This window comes from Enterovirga sp., assembly GCF_028290205.1.
GTDB lineage: Bacteria > Pseudomonadota > Alphaproteobacteria > Rhizobiales > Beijerinckiaceae > Enterovirga.
Genome location: NZ_JAQGKF010000241.1, coordinates 1 through 14,876, shown reverse-complemented (window position 1 = coordinate 14,876; position 14,876 = coordinate 1). Strand labels below are relative to the sequence as shown.

Genomic DNA, 14,876 nt, shown 5'->3' with positions numbered 1-14,876 from the left:
CGGCCGGGCCGTGGCCATAGGTCTTGCGCACCCGGGCCGAGCAGAATTCCAGCACCGCCTTGTGCAGCGCCCGGTCCCGGTCGGGATCGCAGGCCTCGCCGCAGGCCGACAGCATGATCGGCACGCGCGGGCCGTGGCCGGGCCGGTCGCGCCCGACCACGTAGAGATTGGCGAGGCCGAATTCGTCGGTGGCGAATTTCGGCAGGACCTCGATCCCGAGCGCGTCGAGCCGGTCCAGCAGCGCCCGGGTGGCGGGCTCGACCTGGTCCAGATCGAGCACCACGCCCTGGTCCAGGGCCCGGAACACGAGGCCGTTGCCGTCCCGCTGCAGGCATTCGAGCAGGCCGTGCGCGACGGCCCAGGCGAGGTCGGGCCCGGCCCCGAGCCCGTTGGTGATGGGGGTCGTGAACGGCACATAGCCGTCCGGCAGCTCGAACAGGTCGCAGGCCGCGACGTCGAGCGGCACGAGGACGGGCTCGCCCGTCCTGGCCCGCACGGCCTCCGTCCAGCCGAGGGGCGTGCGGCGCCCGACCGGGCTGCCGGCCGGCAGACAGAGGCTCAGCGGGTCCGCGACGCCGCGCGGGCCGAGCTCCCGGGCGAGGTCGTGGTAGGCCGCGAAGCGGACCGGCCGCGACCGGATGGCGAGGGTCGGCCAGATCGCTTCCGCGATCTCCGCCAGGGCGCCGACAATTGCCGCCCCGTCCGTGTCGCCATAGCCGTAGCCGGACGGCATGGCGCCCGGCAGCGCGGCCTCGTCCTCCAGAAACAGCGCCACCTTCCAGGCCGGCACGCCGGTGCGGTCGAGAGGTGCGAGCGGGAACCCGACGACCCGGCCGGCCGGAAGGGCCGCCAGATAGGCCCGCGCGGCGTCTGGCAGCTCGGCCGGCAGGCCCTCGACGGCCCTCATGGCCCCGCCGCGACGGCCGCAGACACGTTGGGCGACCGGGCCGCGTCCCGGTAGGCGAGGTCCAGGAGCCGCATGGTGTGGAGATCGCGCTCCAGGGAGAAGGCGCTCCGGTCGCCGCCCCGGACGGCCTCCGCGAAGCGTTCCGCCTGGGCGCGAAAGGGCGAGATCTCCGCGTCCCGGATGTTGAGCGAGGCGACCCTCCCGTCCGCGTCCTGGAGATCGACCCGGCCGCCCGAATCCTGCCCCATCGTGTCGATCGCCGTCAGCAGGCCGGCCGCGCCCTGGATCTCGAGCCGGCGCCGCGGCAGCCGCTCGGGGCAATTATAGGCGACGTGCAGGCTCGCCAGGATGCCGGAGTCCGTCCGGCCGATCAGGACGCCTCCGTCATCGGCCGGGTAGCCGTGGACGCGCTGCTGCAGCAGCGCCCGGATCTCGACCAAGGGCTCCCCGACCAGGAAGTCGACGAGGTCGAGCCCGTGCGGGGCGAGGTCGATCAGGGCGCCGCCGCCGGCCTTGCCGGGGTCGATGCGCCAGTTCTCCCGGCCCGTCTCGGCCCAGTCCGGCCCGACCCAGCAGGCATACAGGATGCGGATGGCGGTCGGGCGCCCGATGCGGCCCGCCATCACCGCCTCGCGCAGCGCGCGATGCGCCGGATGGTGCCGCTGGTCGAAGGCCGTGCCGTACAGGATGCCGGCCCGGCGCACCTGCCGGCTCATCTCCTCCGCGGCCGCGAGGGTCGCGGCCATGGGCTTCTCGCACAGGACGGGCTTGCCGGCCCGGGCGGCGGCCGCCACGGCCTCGGCGTGGAGGTGGTTCGGCGTCGCCACGTAGATGGCCTCGACCGCCGGATCGGCCGCGAGCGCGTCCGCGTCCGCGTAGGTCCTCGCCCCGAGCGCAGCGGCCCGCCCGCGCGCGCCCGGGTCCGGGTCGGTCACGGCGACGAGCCGGTGGCCGGTCGCCGCGAGGGCCGGCGCCATGTGGTCCTGCGCCACCCAGCCGAAGCCGACGATGCCCCAGCCGAAGCCCATCACCAGCGCTCCGGCAGGGCCACGGCCTCGCGTTGCCGCGCCGCCGCCAGGGCGGCCGGACCGCCGACCACCCCGGGCGGGAGCCGGGTCGTGGCCGGATAGGTCGCCCGGGCGGCGTATTCGCTCCGGTAGCGCTCGGAGGGCCAGGACAGGGCCGCCGCACCGTCCGGGCCGATCTCGCCGTAGAGCGGATTGCGCGTCAGCTTCGCGCCCGGGGCCGGCACGGTGAGCCCGCGGTCCAGAGGTCGCGGGAGCCGGGTCAGGGCGGGACCTTCGACCAGGGAAAAGGCCTCCGCCTGCCGCAGCGCCGCCGCCGTTTCGGGGCAGGGCACGCGAGCCTCGGCGGCCGCCCGGGTCAACTCGCTGTCGTCATAGACGACCGCCTCCGGAAACAGCGCCGCGAGGTCGCCGGCCGACAGGGCGGCGCCGCCGGACAGGTTGGCGGCCTCGCTGTTGTGGATATGGCCCACGGCCACGATCCCGTCCGGGCCGACGACGGCCCGCAGGCGGGCCAGGATCTCGCGCTTCGGCTCCAGAAAGTAGAAGGCGTCCTGGCACAGGGCCAGGTCGGCCCGCAGCCCGGGCACGGGCCAGGGCGCGGCGGCATCGAAACAGATCAGGGCCACGCGCGGGCCGACCACCCAGTGCCGGGCCAGCCAGAGCTTGGAGAAGACCACGTCCGCCCCGAGCGCCCGGACGCCGCGCAGGTCGAGCTCGCGCAGGTAATGGCCGATGCCGCAGGCCAGCTCGAAGGCGCTCGCCGGCTCGGTCCAATGCGCCTCGATCAGCGCGAGCCCGGCCACAAAGGTCGGGTCGCTCCACCGATGCGCGAAGTAGTCGCCGACCCGGCCGTAGCCGAGCCGCGCCATGGCGTCCCGCAACGACAGCCCGGCCCTGTTCCGGACGAGGTCGCGCAGGGCCTCGCGGGCCGGAGCAGGACCGTCCCACCACGCGTCCTGGTCGGCCAGGAGTTCGCACAGGGCCTCGTCCGCCTCACCGGCGTCGAGCCGGGCCAGGGCGGCCGCCGCGAGATCCGCCCGCCCGACCCGCAGAAACGGAATGGCGTCGATGACGGGCCAGCGCCCCGTCCCGTCCGTGAGCGAATGGGGCGTGTCGGCCCTGAGCGGCAGGCCGGTCTCCGGCGAGACGAGGGCCTGCCCGAAGATCATGGCAGCAGGCCGTGCGCGGCCAGCACCGCGTCGTGGAACGGCTTTACCGGGCCGTCATGCACCAAGGCCATGGGCCCCAGGACCTCCGCCATGGTGAGGCGTGCGGGAACCAGATGCTGCTCGATCTCGAGCACGCGGTCGAGCACGTCGGCGGCATGAAAGGCCCGTCCGTCCGGCGTCCCGGCGTCCGGCAGGATGCGGCAGGCCCGCTCGACCTCCCGCCGCAGGCCCTGGTCGAGTTGGGCCAGCGCCTGCTCGGTCGCGCGCTGCATGGCGGGAAGCAGGTGGGTGCCGAGCAGCATCTCGCCGGTGAAACCGGAATCCGGCATGGCGGCATTGTGCAGGTGATGGGCAAGCCCGGCCAGGAACACGGCTGCGGGATCCGCCCCATAGGGACCCGCCAGCAGCACGCCGTAGACCGCGACCGCGAGGCAATGCTCGGCATGGCTTTCCGCCGGCTGCAGCATGATGCGGGGGCGGCCCGGGCAGGTGATGCCGGCCCGCGGCTGCTGTTCCAGTGCGGCCACAAAGGCCGGCGGCTCCGGCCCTTCGCGCCGGCGGTTGCCGGAGAGGGCGGCGGCGAGCCGGTCCAGCGTGCCGGCTGGGAGGGCGGTCCCGGCCTCCCGCAGCCCGCGGCCCAGAATCTCGGCCGCCTCGTCCGCGGACAGGCCGAGCGCCCGAAGCGCCTCGCGGTCGAGATCGCCGAGCCGAGCCGCCGCGAGGGCCCGGGCCGTGACGCTCCAGGCGAGCGAGGCCGCGTCGTCGCCGGCGGCCAGGGCCGACCAGGCCTCGCGAAACAGCCGTGTGGCGACGGAGCCCCGGCGACCGGCCGACCGGATGCGTTTGAGGTCGCCGATCTCGCGCAGGAGGCCGAGCGGAACGGCCGCCTGCGGGTGGGGCTCGAAGCCCCGCAGGGCCGCGCTCATGGCCCGCCCTCGGCGTCAGCGGCCGGCGGCGAGCCAGTCCAGCAGCATGCGCTCCTGGGCGTGGAACGCATGTTCGGGGCCGTGCCCGTTGGCCACCATGGGGGCCTTGAAGAACACGGAGAGCTGCTCCTGCACGCCGCCGTCCCCCCGCGCCTGCGCGAGGCCCAGCACCCGGGCGATCTCGATCACCAGCGGGGCCGCCAGGATCGAATCCTTGCAGAGGAAGTTGACCTTGATCTGCATGCGCTGGCCCATGAAGCCGGTCACGTCGATGTTGTCCCAGGCTTCCTTGTCGTCGCCGCGCGGCCGGTAGTAGCGGATGTCCACGATGTGGTCCTCGACCGGGTAGCCGAGGATCTGGTCCAGCACGGACCCCTTGGTGTTGAGCTTGGAGCGGAGCGAGTCGGGGTCGTCGAGGGCGAGCCCGTCGCGGTTGCCCAGGATGTTGGTCGAGAACCAGCCGTCGACATGCAGTGCCCGCGAGCGCAGCGCGGGCGCGATCACGGTCTTCATCATGGTCTGGCCGGTCTTGCCGTCCTTGCCGGCGACCGGGACGTTGCGGGCGGCCGCGAGTTCGACGAGCGCCGGCACGTCGGCCGCCACGCTCGGCGTGAAATTGGCGTAGGCCACGCCGCTCGCCAGCGCCGCATAGGCGTACAGCATGGCGGGGCCGATCGCCGCGTCATCCGCGTCGAGCCCGCGCTCGAAGGCCTGCAGAGAGCCGAGCGCCGGGGCGTCGAGATCGGGCCAGCGCTCCGTGGAGGCGAGGTTGACGACAACCATCTGGTCGGCCCCGCTTTCGCGCCGGAACGAGGCGAGATCGGCCGCGATGAGCTCGACCGCCCGGCGGTGCCCCCCGGCCTCGATCTTGTTGGCGCCGTCGATGTTGCGGCAATAATGGCTGCTGCCGACCGCCTTCCAGGGCTTCTGTGCGGCGAGCGCCTCCGAGACCCCGTTGGACAGGAGCTCGCCCGACAGCACGCCATGCTGCGCGGCCGCCGCGGCGAGGTCGTCGCCGTTCACGTCCCAGCCGCCGAAAACGATGTCGCGGTAATCGGCGAGCCCGGGGACGGAGACGTCCGCCAGCGGCAATCCGTCTAGCCGGTTGGCTCCGGAGCGGATCAGTTCGATCCCGGCGATGGCCGTGGTCGCGACAGCGCCGCCCATCCCGACCAGGGCGATGCCGAGGCGCCCACCTGCATGCTGATCCAAGGGCCGATCCTCCCGCGGGGCAAGTTTGCCATGAGCCGCCGGGGACACATAAGCGCCTTTACGGAACTCGGTTCCAGACCTGGGCGGGAAAACAGCTCACGACGGCGTGATCGGACGGAAACAACAAAGGCCCGGCACGGGCCGGGCCTTCCTTCTCTTGCCGATGACTCGGCCGCAGCGGGCGTTACTTGCCCCGCAGAGCATCCTTGGCGCCACCCACGGCATTCTGAATCGTGCCGCCCGCCTTCTGTGCCTTGCCCTCGGCTTCCAGCTTGGTGTCCCCGGTGATCCGGCCGGCGATGTCCTTGGCGCTGCCCTTGGCTTTCTCGATCGCGCCTTCGATGCGGTCCTTGTCCATCAGATGATCTCCTGTCCGGCATGGGCCGGCTGCGGAGTGAAACGTGGCCCGTGGGAAAATGTTTCGCGTCGGACAGTCGCGCCCCGACCGGGCCGTCAGCCGGCGCGGCTCTCGATGGCGGCCATGTCGTCGTCCGACAGCCCCATATGGTGGCCGATCTCGTGCACCAGCACATGCGTGACGAGATCGCCAAGCGTTTCCTCGTGCTCGGCCCAGTAATCCAGCAGCGGGCGGCGGTAGAGCCAGACCATGTTCGGGAATTGTCCCGTCTGGAGGCTGGCCGCGAACCCGCCCTGCGCAAGCCCCGTGCCCCGGAACAGGCCGAGCAGGTCGAACGGGCTGTCGAGGCCCATCTCGGTCACCGTCTCGTCGTCGGGGAAATCCGCGACCCGGATCACCACGCCCTCGCAGAGCCGCCGAAAGGCCTCCGGCAGCGCCCGGAAGGCGGCGTCGGCCAGGTCCTCGAACGCCTCAAGTGACGGTGCGGTGCGGGCGGCCCAGTCCGACATGGCAGCGGGACGGCTCACCACCAGCCGAGCTGAACGCCCAGCCACCAGGTCAGCACCAGGCCCAGCACGACCGAGAGCGCACGCCCGATGCGCCGACCCCAGAGCTCGGCCGGATCGGTGGTGCCGTCCTGTCCCTGCCCGACCGCGTCACGCCCGGAAAAGTGGCCGCCGAGCCGCCGACCCGCCCGCGCCATGGAGGACGAGCCGAGGGTCTCGCTGTCGCGGGCGGCGCGATCCAGGATCTCGCGCGGGCGCTCGTCCTCCGGCGGCATGATCGTGTTGTCCCGCGTCCGGCTCAGGTCATCCCGAGCGCCTGCATGTAGAGTTCGAGGATCGCCTCTTCCTCCTGACGCTCGGCATGGTCCTTCTTGCGGATGCGCAGGATCGACCGCACGGCCTTGGCGTCGAAGCCGCGACCCTTCAGCTCGGCGAACACATCCTTGATGTCGCTCGCGAGCCCGGCCTTCTCTTCCTCGAGCCGCTCGATACGCTCCACGAACTGCTTCAGCTCGTCGGCGGCAACGCCGGACTCGGCGACGTCAGCGACCATCTCTCTCGTCCTCGGTATGGGGGGCGGCCAGGCCCCGGGCTGCCAGGGCGGCGCCCGGGCTCTTAATGGGACGGCCCGCTCTTGTCGAACGCGGCGAGCTGGTCCGGCCGGGCCTCGACCTGGTGGCGCGCCCGCCATTCCTCATAGGGCATGCCGTAGACGTGGCTCCGGCTCTCCTCCTTGGACAGGGCGACGCCGCGTGCATCGGCGGCCTCCTTGAGCCAGTTCGACAGGCAGTTGCGGCAGAACCCGGCCAGATTCATCAGGTCGATGTTCTGGACGTCGGTCCGGGTCCTGAGATGCTCGGCGAGCCGCCGGAAGGCTGCGGCCTCGAGCTCCGTCCGGGTGGCGGCGTCAATGTCGGTCATGTCCGTCTCTCCCGGGTGCCGGGTCATGGGTGACGCCGCACCGATTCTCCCTTACGCCGGGCTGCGGCGGTACCTGCCCGCCGCCTGACCTGCTCTCGGCATATGGCCACCCTGACCCGCGACCGCATGCTCTCGCAAGCCCGAATGGGACAGCACGCCGCCGTGCCGTTCCTGGCGCTCGTGCTCGGCGCCCTAGCCATGGGGCTGTCGCCCGTCTTCGTGCGCTGGGCGGCCCCGGAGGTCGGGGCCTTCGCATCCGCCTTCTGGCGCGTCGCCCTGGCGCTGCCCATCCTGTACGGCTGGATGCGCTGGGAAGAGGCCGGCACTGGCCGGGGCCGCACCGGCGCGCCGGCGCTTCTGGCCGGGCTCGCCTTCGCGGGCGACCTGGTCTTCTGGCACCTCGCCATCCTGGCCACCACCGTGGCCAACGCGACCTTCTTCGCCACCACGGCGCCGGTCTTCGTGGTGCTGGCGACCTGGCTGCTGCTGCGTCGCCGGGTCGGCCCGGCCACCTTTGCGGGCCTCGCCCTGTGCCTGCTGGGCGGCGCGGTGCTGCTCGGCCAGAGCCTTGCCGTCTCGCCCGACCGGCTCCCCGGCGATGCGGCCGGGCTGGTCACCGCGGTCTTCTTCGCCGCCTATTTCCTGTTCGTGGCCGCTGCCCGCAAGGAGGCCGGCGCCGGCCGGGTGGTGTTCGTCTCCTCCTGCGTGACGGCCGCCGTGCTGCTGCTGGTCTCCCTGGTTCTCGACGGGGGCCGGCTCTGGCCGCAGAGCCGTGAGGTCTGGACGGCTCTCCTGCTGCTCGCCCTGGTCAGCCATGTCGGCGGCCAGGGTCTCCTCGCGGTGGCGCTGGGCCGGCTTCCGGCCGTGTTCTCGTCGCTGGTGATCTTTCTCGAGGCGCTGGCCGCCGCCGCGGCCGGCTGGGTGCTGCTTGGGGAAGCGCTGACGGTGCCGCAATTCGCCGGCGGCGCCTTGATCCTGTCAGGAATCTGGGTGGCCCGCCCGCGGGAGGGGCGGCCGTGAGCGCCGGCCCGGCCGAGCGGCGGGCGCTGCTCCTGGCGCTGTACGGGCAGGCCGTGGCGGCCGCTCATCCGGGCCTCTGCCTGCCCGCCCACCTGCCGGATCCGCCCCGGGCCGGCCGGCTGATTCTGCTCGCGGCCGGCAAGGCGGCCGGCAGCATGACAGAGGTGGCGGCCACGCATTACCGGGCGCAGGGCGCCTCCCGGATCGCGGGGCTCGCGGTGACCCGGCACGGCTACGGCGCGCAGGCTGCCGGGCTCGAGATCGTCGAGGCCGGCCACCCGGTGCCGGACGAGGCCGGGCTCCAGGCGACGGGCCGCACGCTGGACCTCGCCCGCACGGCAGGGCCCGACGACCTCGTCCTGGTGCTCCTGTCGGGCGGCGGCTCCGCCAACTGGATCGCCCCTGCCGGGCGGCTCACGCTCGCGGAGAAACAGGGCCTCACGCGGGCGCTGCTGCGCTCGGGCGCCGATATCGGCGAGATCAACACGCTGCGGAAGCATCTGTCCCGCATCAAGGGCGGGCGCCTTGCGGCGGCCTGCGCTCCGGCCCGCCTCCTGACGCTCGCCATTTCCGACGTGCCCCGCGACGATCCGAGCGTGATTGCCTCTGGTCCGACCGTGCCGGATCCCTCCACCTTGGCGGATGCCCTGGATGTGGTGCGCCGGCGCGGCATCGACTTGCCGCCCGAAGCCGCGCGGCTGCTGGCCGACCCTTCGAGCGAGAGCCCGAAGCCCGGCGACGCCGTCTTTGCCGGGGCCGAGTACCGCATCGTCGCCCGCCCGGCCGACATGATCGCCGCCGTGGCCCGGGAGGTCGCGGCGGCCGGCTACGAGGCCGTGGTGCTGGGCGCGGATCTGGAAGGCGAAGCCCACGAGGTGGCAGCCCGGCATGCCGCCGACGCGCTCGCTCTCAAGGCGGCCGGCCGGCGCGTCGCGCTCGTGTCGGGGGGCGAGCTCACGGTGACCATCCGGGGCCGGGGAGGGCGCGGCGGCCCGAACCAGGAATATGCGCTCGCTCTCGCGATCGCGCTCAACGGCGCGGCCGGGATCTCGGCCCTGGCAGCCGACACGGACGGGATCGACGGTGGCGACGGGGCCGCCTCCGATCCGGCCGGCGCCGTGGTGGACGAGACCACGCTGGCGCGCGCCCGTGCCGCAGGGCTCGATCCCGCCGGGGCGCTCTCGGCCCACGATTCGACCAGTTTCTTCGACAAGATCGGCGACCTCCTCGTTCCCGGTCCCACCCGCACCAACGTCAATGATTGCCGCATCATTCTTGTCGACTGACCGCTTGTGCCGCGCCGCCGCCGCCGCGGCGCTGTTTGTTGGGGTTGCGCTCGCTGCGTCCCCGGCCAGCGCCGACCTGCGCATGTGCAACCTCACGGAAAGCCGCGTCGGGGTCTCGCTCGGCTATCGCGACGGCACCGGCTGGGTCACGGAGGGCTGGTGGAATCTGGGCGCCCGGGCCTGCGAGACGCTGCGCAGCGGCGATCTCACGTCCCGCTACTTCTACCTGTATGCGGTGGATTACGACCGGGGCGGCGAGTGGGGCGGGCCGTCCTACATGTGCACGCGCGACCGCGAATTCTCGATCCGGGGCGTCGAGGATTGCCTGGCGCGCGGCTTCGATCGGTCCGGCTTCTATGAGATCGACACGGGCCAGCAGAAGAGTTGGACCGTGCAGCTCACCGATCCGGCCAGGTCCGGGGCGGCGCCGGCGGAGCGCTAGTCGCCCGGCCCGGTCTCCCGCTCCTGCTTGCTGGTCTCGGTGAGCTGGTCGACCAGGGCCTGGAGCCGCGCCGGGACCGGCGAGTGGAGCGTGTCCTGGTAGATCCTGGCCACCTCGGATCCGAGCCGGCCGAGCAGGAAGGCGTCGCACCTGATGGAGAGCGACGAGGCCCCGAAATCGGAGAGTCTTCCTGCGGGCGTCATGATGCGTACAACGACTGATAGTCGATTCGGTTTCACTATCTCGTGAATTGAATCGGCCGTGGCGCTATTCGGCCGCAGCCGGGACCGGCGCATCGCCCCGCTCGCGCGTCCGCCCCCGTCCGAACCACCCGGACAGGCGACCGGCGAATTCGTCCAGGTAAATGTAGACGACCGGGGTCGTGTAGAGCGTCAGGACCTGGCTCACCGCGAGGCCCCCCACCATCGCGTAACCGAGCGGCTGGCGGATCTCGGCACCGGCGCCGAAGCCCAGCGCCAGCGGGATGCCGCCGAGGATCGCCGCCAGGGTGGTCATCAGGATGGGCCGGAAGCGCAGCAGGGCCGCCTTGCGGACCGCCTCGGCGGCCGTGAGATGCTCGTCCCGCTCCGCCGCGATGGCGACATCCACCAGCATGATGCCGTTCTTCTTCACGATGCCGATCAGCAGGATCACCCCGATCAGGGCGATCAAGCTGAAATCGAACCCGGCCGCCATCAGCACGGCCAGCGCGCCCAGACCGGCCGAGGGCAGCGTCGACAGGATGGTGAGCGGGTGGATCAGGCTTTCGTAGAGGATGCCCAGGCTGATGTAGACCGCGATCAGCGCCGCCAGGATGAGCAGCGGCACCGTGGCGAGCGAGCGCTGGAATTCCTGGGCGTTGCCCTGGAAGCTGCCGCTGGTGGAGGCCGGAAGCCTGATCTGTCGCTCCGCGGCCTGGATGGCCTCAGTGGCCTGCCCGAGCGAGACGCCGGGCGCCAGGTTGAAGCTGATCGTCGCGGCCGGGAACTGGCCCTGGTGGTTCACGGAGAGCGGCGCCACGCCCCGGGTGCTCCAGCTCGCGAAGGCGGCCAGCGGCACCTGCTCGCCGGTAAGCGGCGACTTCACGTGCAGGCGCTGGAGGATCTCCGTCTGGCCTTGCAACTCCGGCAGGATCTCCATGATCACCCGGAACGTGTCGATCTGCGTGAAGTATTGCGCCACCTGCCTCTGTCCGAAGGCGTTGTAGAGCAGGTTGTCGACGATGCTGGGCGTGATGCCGTAGCGGGCGGCCTGGTCGCGGTCGATGGTGACCGACAGCATGCCGCCCCCGGCGGATTGGTCGGACGTCACGTCCCGGAGTTCCGGCAGGCCGCTCAGGGCCGCCTCCACCCGCGGCGTCCATTCGCGCAGGGTCGCGGAATCGGGGTCCTGAAGCGTGTACTGGAACTGGGTCCGGGTGCGCCGCCCCCCGACATTGATGTCCTGTGCGGCCTGCAGGAACATGCGGATGCCCTGCACCCGCTCGAGCTTGGGCCGGAGGCGGTTGATGACCTGGTAGATCGTCGCGTCCCGCTCGCCGAGCGGCTTCAGGCTGATGAAGACCCGGCCCTCGTTCAGGGAGTTCGTGCCGCCCACCTGGGCCGAATAGCCGGCCACGGCAGGGTCGCTCGCGATCACGGCGAGCGCCGCCTCCTGCCGCCGCACCATCTCGGCATAGGAGATGTCCTCGGCAGCCTGGGAGGTCCCGATCAGGAGACCCGTATCCTGCTGCGGGAAGAAGCCCTTGGGAATCTGCCAGAACAGGACGCCGGTGAGCGCGATGGTGCCGAGAAACACGAGCAGCGTCACGAACCGGGCCCGCAAGGCCACGTCGAGGCTTCGCGCATAGGCCCGGTCAACCGCCGCGAAACCCCGTTCGAGGATGCCGTAGAGCCGTCCGTGCCCGCCCTCGCGAGGAGGTGAAAGGAGGCGGGCGGCCATCATCGGCGTCAGTGTCAGGGCGACCAGGGCCGACACCGCGATCATGATCGTCACCGTCATGGCGAATTCGCGAAACAGCCGCCCGATGATCCCGCCCATCAGCAGAAGCGGAATGAACACGGCCACCAGCGACACCGAGATGGACAGAATGGTGAACCCGATCTCGGCCGAGCCCCGATAGGCGGCCTCCATCGGGCTCTCGCCTTCCTCCACCCGCCGGACGATGTTCTCCAGCATGACGATCGCGTCGTCGACCACGAAGGTCACGGCGATGATCAGCGCCATCAAGGACAAGTTGTTGAGGCTGTAGCCGGCCAGGTACATCAGGGCGAAGGTGCCGGCGAGCGAGATCGGCACCGTGACGCTCGGGATGGCGGTCGCCCAGAAGCTGCGGAGGAACAGGAAGATTACCAGCACCACCAGCGCGATGGTGAGCCCGAGCGTGATCTCGACCTCGTGCAGGGAGGCCCGAATGGTCTGCGTGCGGTCGGACACGATCTCGAGCCGCATGCTCGGGGGCAGGGAGGCCTGGAGCCGCGGCAGCTCGGCCTTGATGCTGTCGACCACCTGGACGACGTTGGCATCCGGCTGCTTGAAGATCACCAGGTAGACGCCGCGCTGCCCGGAAACCCAGGCCGCCTTGCGGCTGTCCTCGGGCCCCGCCACCGCCTGGCCCACGTCCCGCACGCGCACGGCCGCACCGTTGCGGTAGCTGAGGATCACCTCGTTCCATTCCGACGGCTTGCTGAGCTGGTCGTTCGCATAGATCGTGAAGGAGCGGCGCTCGCCGTCAATCGTGCCCTTGGGCTGGTTCACGGTCGCGACGCCGAGGGCGGCCCGCACCTCGTCGAGGCTGATGTTCTTGGCCACCAGCTTGGCCGGGTCGATCTGGATCCGGATGGCGGGCTTCTGCTCGCCCCCGACGATGACCTCGCCGACGCCGGCGAGCTGGCTCACCTGACGGCCCACGCGCGCATCGAGGTTCGAGTTCACCTCGGTCAGCGGCAAGGTGTCGGAGACGCCGCCGATGATCAGGATCGGCGGGTCGGCCGGGTTGACCTTGCGGTAGATCGGCGGGCTTGGCAGGTCTCGGGGCAGCTCGCCGGCCGCTGCGTTGATGGCAGCCTGGATGTCCTGCGCACCGGCATCCACGTCGCGGCCGAGCTCGAACTGGACCGAGATCGAGGTGGAGCCGAGCGACGACGTGGAGGTCATCACCGCCACGCCCGGGATCTGGGCGAATTGGCGCTCCAGAGGCTGCGCAACGGAGGTCGCCATCGTGTCGGGGCTGGCGCCCGGCAGCGCGGCCTGCACCCGGACGGTCGGAAAGTCGATCTGAGGCAGGGCGGCGACCGGCAGGCGCGGAAACGCCGCGACGCCCATCAGGAGGATCGCCACCATGACCAGCGAGGTGGCGATCGGGTAGCGGATAAACGGAGCGGAGAGGTTGAACCTCATGGCCGCGCGCTGGCCGTGGAGCCGGTCTGTCCGGCCCGGGCGTCCTCGCCCGGGGGGGCAGCGGGGCGGTCCCCGGGCTCGATCTCGACCACCGATCCGGGCTGCAGCCGGGACTGCCCGGCCACCACCACGCTGTCGCCCTCGCGGAGCCCGTCGGTGATCACCACGCGGCCGTCGCTGAACACGCCGGCCCGCACGACGCGCTTCTCGGCCCGGCCGTCCGGCCGGACCACGAAGACGAACAGCTCGTTCTGCCCCCGCAGCAGGGCGGCATCCGGCACGGCCAGGGCGCCCTTCACGGTCCGGGCGAGGAGGCGCGTGTTGACCGACAGGCCCGGCCAGAGGCTGCTCTCGGCATTCGGGAAGGTGGCCTTGAGCCGCACGGTTCCACTCGCGGCGTCGACCGTGTTGTTGATCAGGGCGAGCACGCCCTCCCCGAGCACGGTGCGGCCGTCCGGGGCGAGCGCCAGCACCTTGACGTCTCCCGCCTGCTTGGCGGCCGCGATGGCGCCGAGCTGGCCTTCGGGCGCCGTGAACAGGACGGAGATCGGCTGCAGCTGCGCGATCTCGACGATGCCGGTCTGGTCTCCGGACCGCACGATGTTGCCCTGGTCCAGGAGCCGGATGCCGAGGCGGCCGGAGATCGGCGCCCGGATGGTGGCGTAGTCGAGCTGGGTGCGGGCGATGTCGATGGCGGCCTGCTCGCTCTTGAGCTGGGCCGATTGCGCTCCGAGGCTGGCCCGCTGCTGATCGAGCTGCTGGCGCGAGGCGAATTCCTGGGACGCGAGCTTCTGGGTGCGTTCGAGGTCGAGCCGCGTGCCGGAAAGGGTCGCCTCCGTCTGGGCCTTGCGGGCGACCGCCTGATCCAGCGCCGCCTGGTAGGGCCGCGGGTCGATGCGGGCGAGCAGGTCGCCTTCCCGCACGGTCTGGCCCTCCTGGAAGGCGATCTCGACCAGCTCGCCCTCCACGCGCGACCGCACGGTGACGCTGTTGAAAGCCTGAACCAGGCCCAGGCTGTCGAAGAAGACCGGGACGTCCTCCCGGGCCACCGTGGCGACCTGGACCGGAACGCGGGATGCGACGGCCTCGCGGCCGGCCGGGGCTCGGGCGTCCGCGCGGCCGGGTGCCGCGGCCCTGCCGGACCAGTGCCACCAACCTGCCGAGGCGGCCAGGATCAGGCAGGCCAGCACGGCCCATAGCGCCCAGCGCGGCCGCCGCCGCTCGACGGGAGCCTCGACAAGGCGGGCCGGGGGCGGCATCGCGGCCGATGCGGAAGAGGGGTCGTCACTGCCGGTCTCGGGGCGGCCGTGCCCGCCGTCGCGGTTCGGCCCGCTCGTTCTGTCGCTCATGCAGCCTTCTGATCTCGCCCAGGGGGACTACGCCCGACCCCCCGGCCAAGTTCAGTCACGACCCTGCGACATCGACGCGGCACAATGGTGCCGAAACGACGATGGGCCCCGGAGGGCCCATCTGCAGTCTCGGATCGCGACCCCCACGAGGCCGCGGGTGCCGTCAGCGGCAGGTGTACCGGTAGCCGTCGCGGCCCTCGAAGGTGCCGGAGACGGGGTCGAAATCCGGGTAGCGGCTGGCGCAGTAGCTGACCCAGTTCGGGTCGCGGCCATAGACGTTGCCGACCGGAACCGGTCCGCCATAGGCGCCAACCGGCGTGCCATAGGCAGCGACCGGCGCGCCATAGCCGCGA

General features: G+C 71.9%; 16 protein-coding genes and 1 pseudogene. 3 read left to right on the top strand and 14 right to left on the bottom strand.

Features of this window, described 5'->3' with window-relative positions:
- The 10 genes and pseudogenes from JWR86_RS16840 to JWR86_RS16795 form a co-directional block, all read right to left on the bottom strand.
- Positions 1-919 (bottom strand): annotated as a pseudogene (locus JWR86_RS16840) (YcaO-like family protein); the annotation flags it as partial.
- Positions 904-1,935: a Gfo/Idh/MocA family oxidoreductase gene (locus JWR86_RS16835; protein ID WP_299567570.1), complete on the bottom strand. Its 1,032-nt coding sequence runs from the start codon at positions 1,933-1,935 to the stop codon at positions 904-906. The gene JWR86_RS16835 and the pseudogene JWR86_RS16840, both read right to left, overlap by 16 nt.
- Positions 1,935-3,104 carry a methyltransferase domain-containing protein gene (locus JWR86_RS16830; protein WP_299567566.1) on the bottom strand — a complete coding sequence of 390 codons (1,170 nt, stop codon included), beginning with the start codon at positions 3,102-3,104 and terminating at the stop codon, positions 1,935-1,937. Before JWR86_RS16830 ends, JWR86_RS16835 begins: the two co-directional genes overlap by 1 nt.
- Complete coding sequence (locus JWR86_RS16825) at positions 3,101-4,030, bottom strand: hypothetical protein (RefSeq protein WP_299567564.1); 930 nt, start codon at positions 4,028-4,030, stop codon at positions 3,101-3,103. The genes JWR86_RS16830 and JWR86_RS16825 overlap by 4 nt, the downstream gene beginning before the upstream one ends.
- A gap of 15 nt (positions 4,031-4,045) precedes the next feature.
- The gene (locus JWR86_RS16820) at positions 4,046-5,242 is read right to left on the bottom strand and encodes an inositol-3-phosphate synthase (protein ID WP_299567562.1); all 1,197 of its coding nucleotides are present in this window, start codon (positions 5,240-5,242) and stop codon (positions 4,046-4,048) included.
- A 184-nt stretch (positions 5,243-5,426) separates the two neighbouring features.
- Positions 5,427-5,600, bottom strand: a complete 174-nt coding sequence (locus JWR86_RS16815; RefSeq protein ID WP_299567560.1) for a CsbD family protein — start codon at positions 5,598-5,600, stop codon at positions 5,427-5,429.
- Between the two features lie 95 nt (positions 5,601-5,695).
- Positions 5,696-6,109: a metallopeptidase family protein gene (locus JWR86_RS16810; RefSeq protein WP_299567558.1), complete on the bottom strand. Its 414-nt coding sequence runs from the start codon at positions 6,107-6,109 to the stop codon at positions 5,696-5,698.
- 14 nt (positions 6,110-6,123) lie between these two features.
- Positions 6,124-6,381 (bottom strand): hypothetical protein, encoded by a 258-nt coding sequence (locus tag JWR86_RS16805; RefSeq protein WP_299567556.1) that lies wholly within the window; start codon positions 6,379-6,381, stop codon positions 6,124-6,126.
- Positions 6,382-6,404: 23 nt separating this feature from the next.
- Positions 6,405-6,659 carry a DUF2312 domain-containing protein gene (locus JWR86_RS16800; RefSeq protein WP_299567554.1) on the bottom strand — a complete coding sequence of 85 codons (255 nt, stop codon included), beginning with the start codon at positions 6,657-6,659 and terminating at the stop codon, positions 6,405-6,407.
- Between the two features lie 62 nt (positions 6,660-6,721).
- Positions 6,722-7,027: a DUF1244 domain-containing protein gene (locus tag JWR86_RS16795; protein ID WP_299567552.1), complete on the bottom strand. Its 306-nt coding sequence runs from the start codon at positions 7,025-7,027 to the stop codon at positions 6,722-6,724.
- A 144-nt stretch (positions 7,028-7,171) separates the two neighbouring features.
- Here JWR86_RS16795 and JWR86_RS16790 point away from each other — a divergent pair, with 144 nt between their 5' ends.
- From JWR86_RS16790 to JWR86_RS16780, 3 genes are read left to right on the top strand one after another with little or no spacing between them, the layout of a single operon-like run.
- A complete protein-coding gene (locus tag JWR86_RS16790) occupies positions 7,172-8,047 on the top strand; it encodes a DMT family transporter (RefSeq protein WP_299567550.1) in 876 nt (291 codons plus the stop codon).
- Positions 8,044-9,333, top strand: coding sequence for a glycerate kinase (locus JWR86_RS16785; protein WP_299567548.1), 1,290 nt, complete (start codon positions 8,044-8,046; stop codon positions 9,331-9,333). The genes JWR86_RS16790 and JWR86_RS16785 overlap by 4 nt, the downstream gene beginning before the upstream one ends.
- Positions 9,305-9,775: a DUF1036 domain-containing protein gene (locus tag JWR86_RS16780; RefSeq protein ID WP_299567546.1), complete on the top strand. Its 471-nt coding sequence runs from the start codon at positions 9,305-9,307 to the stop codon at positions 9,773-9,775. The genes JWR86_RS16785 and JWR86_RS16780 overlap by 29 nt, the downstream gene beginning before the upstream one ends.
- On the opposite strand, the gene JWR86_RS16775 is transcribed toward JWR86_RS16780, so the two are convergent.
- The 4 genes from JWR86_RS16775 to JWR86_RS16760 all read right to left on the bottom strand — a co-directional run.
- Positions 9,772-9,978, bottom strand: a complete 207-nt coding sequence (locus JWR86_RS16775; RefSeq protein ID WP_299567545.1) for a hypothetical protein — start codon at positions 9,976-9,978, stop codon at positions 9,772-9,774. The two genes, JWR86_RS16780 and JWR86_RS16775, sit on opposite strands and share 4 nt — an antisense overlap.
- 64 nt (positions 9,979-10,042) lie before the next feature.
- On the bottom strand, positions 10,043-13,174 hold the full coding sequence (locus tag JWR86_RS16770) for an efflux RND transporter permease subunit (RefSeq protein ID WP_299567543.1): 3,132 nt from the start codon (positions 13,172-13,174) through the stop codon (positions 10,043-10,045).
- Positions 13,171-14,523: an efflux RND transporter periplasmic adaptor subunit gene (locus tag JWR86_RS16765; protein WP_299567541.1), complete on the bottom strand. Its 1,353-nt coding sequence runs from the start codon at positions 14,521-14,523 to the stop codon at positions 13,171-13,173. Before JWR86_RS16765 ends, JWR86_RS16770 begins: the two co-directional genes overlap by 4 nt.
- Before the next feature lie 163 nt (positions 14,524-14,686).
- The coding region (locus tag JWR86_RS16760) for a BA14K family protein (RefSeq protein WP_299567539.1) at positions 14,687-14,876 on the bottom strand (190 nt) is incomplete at its 5' end.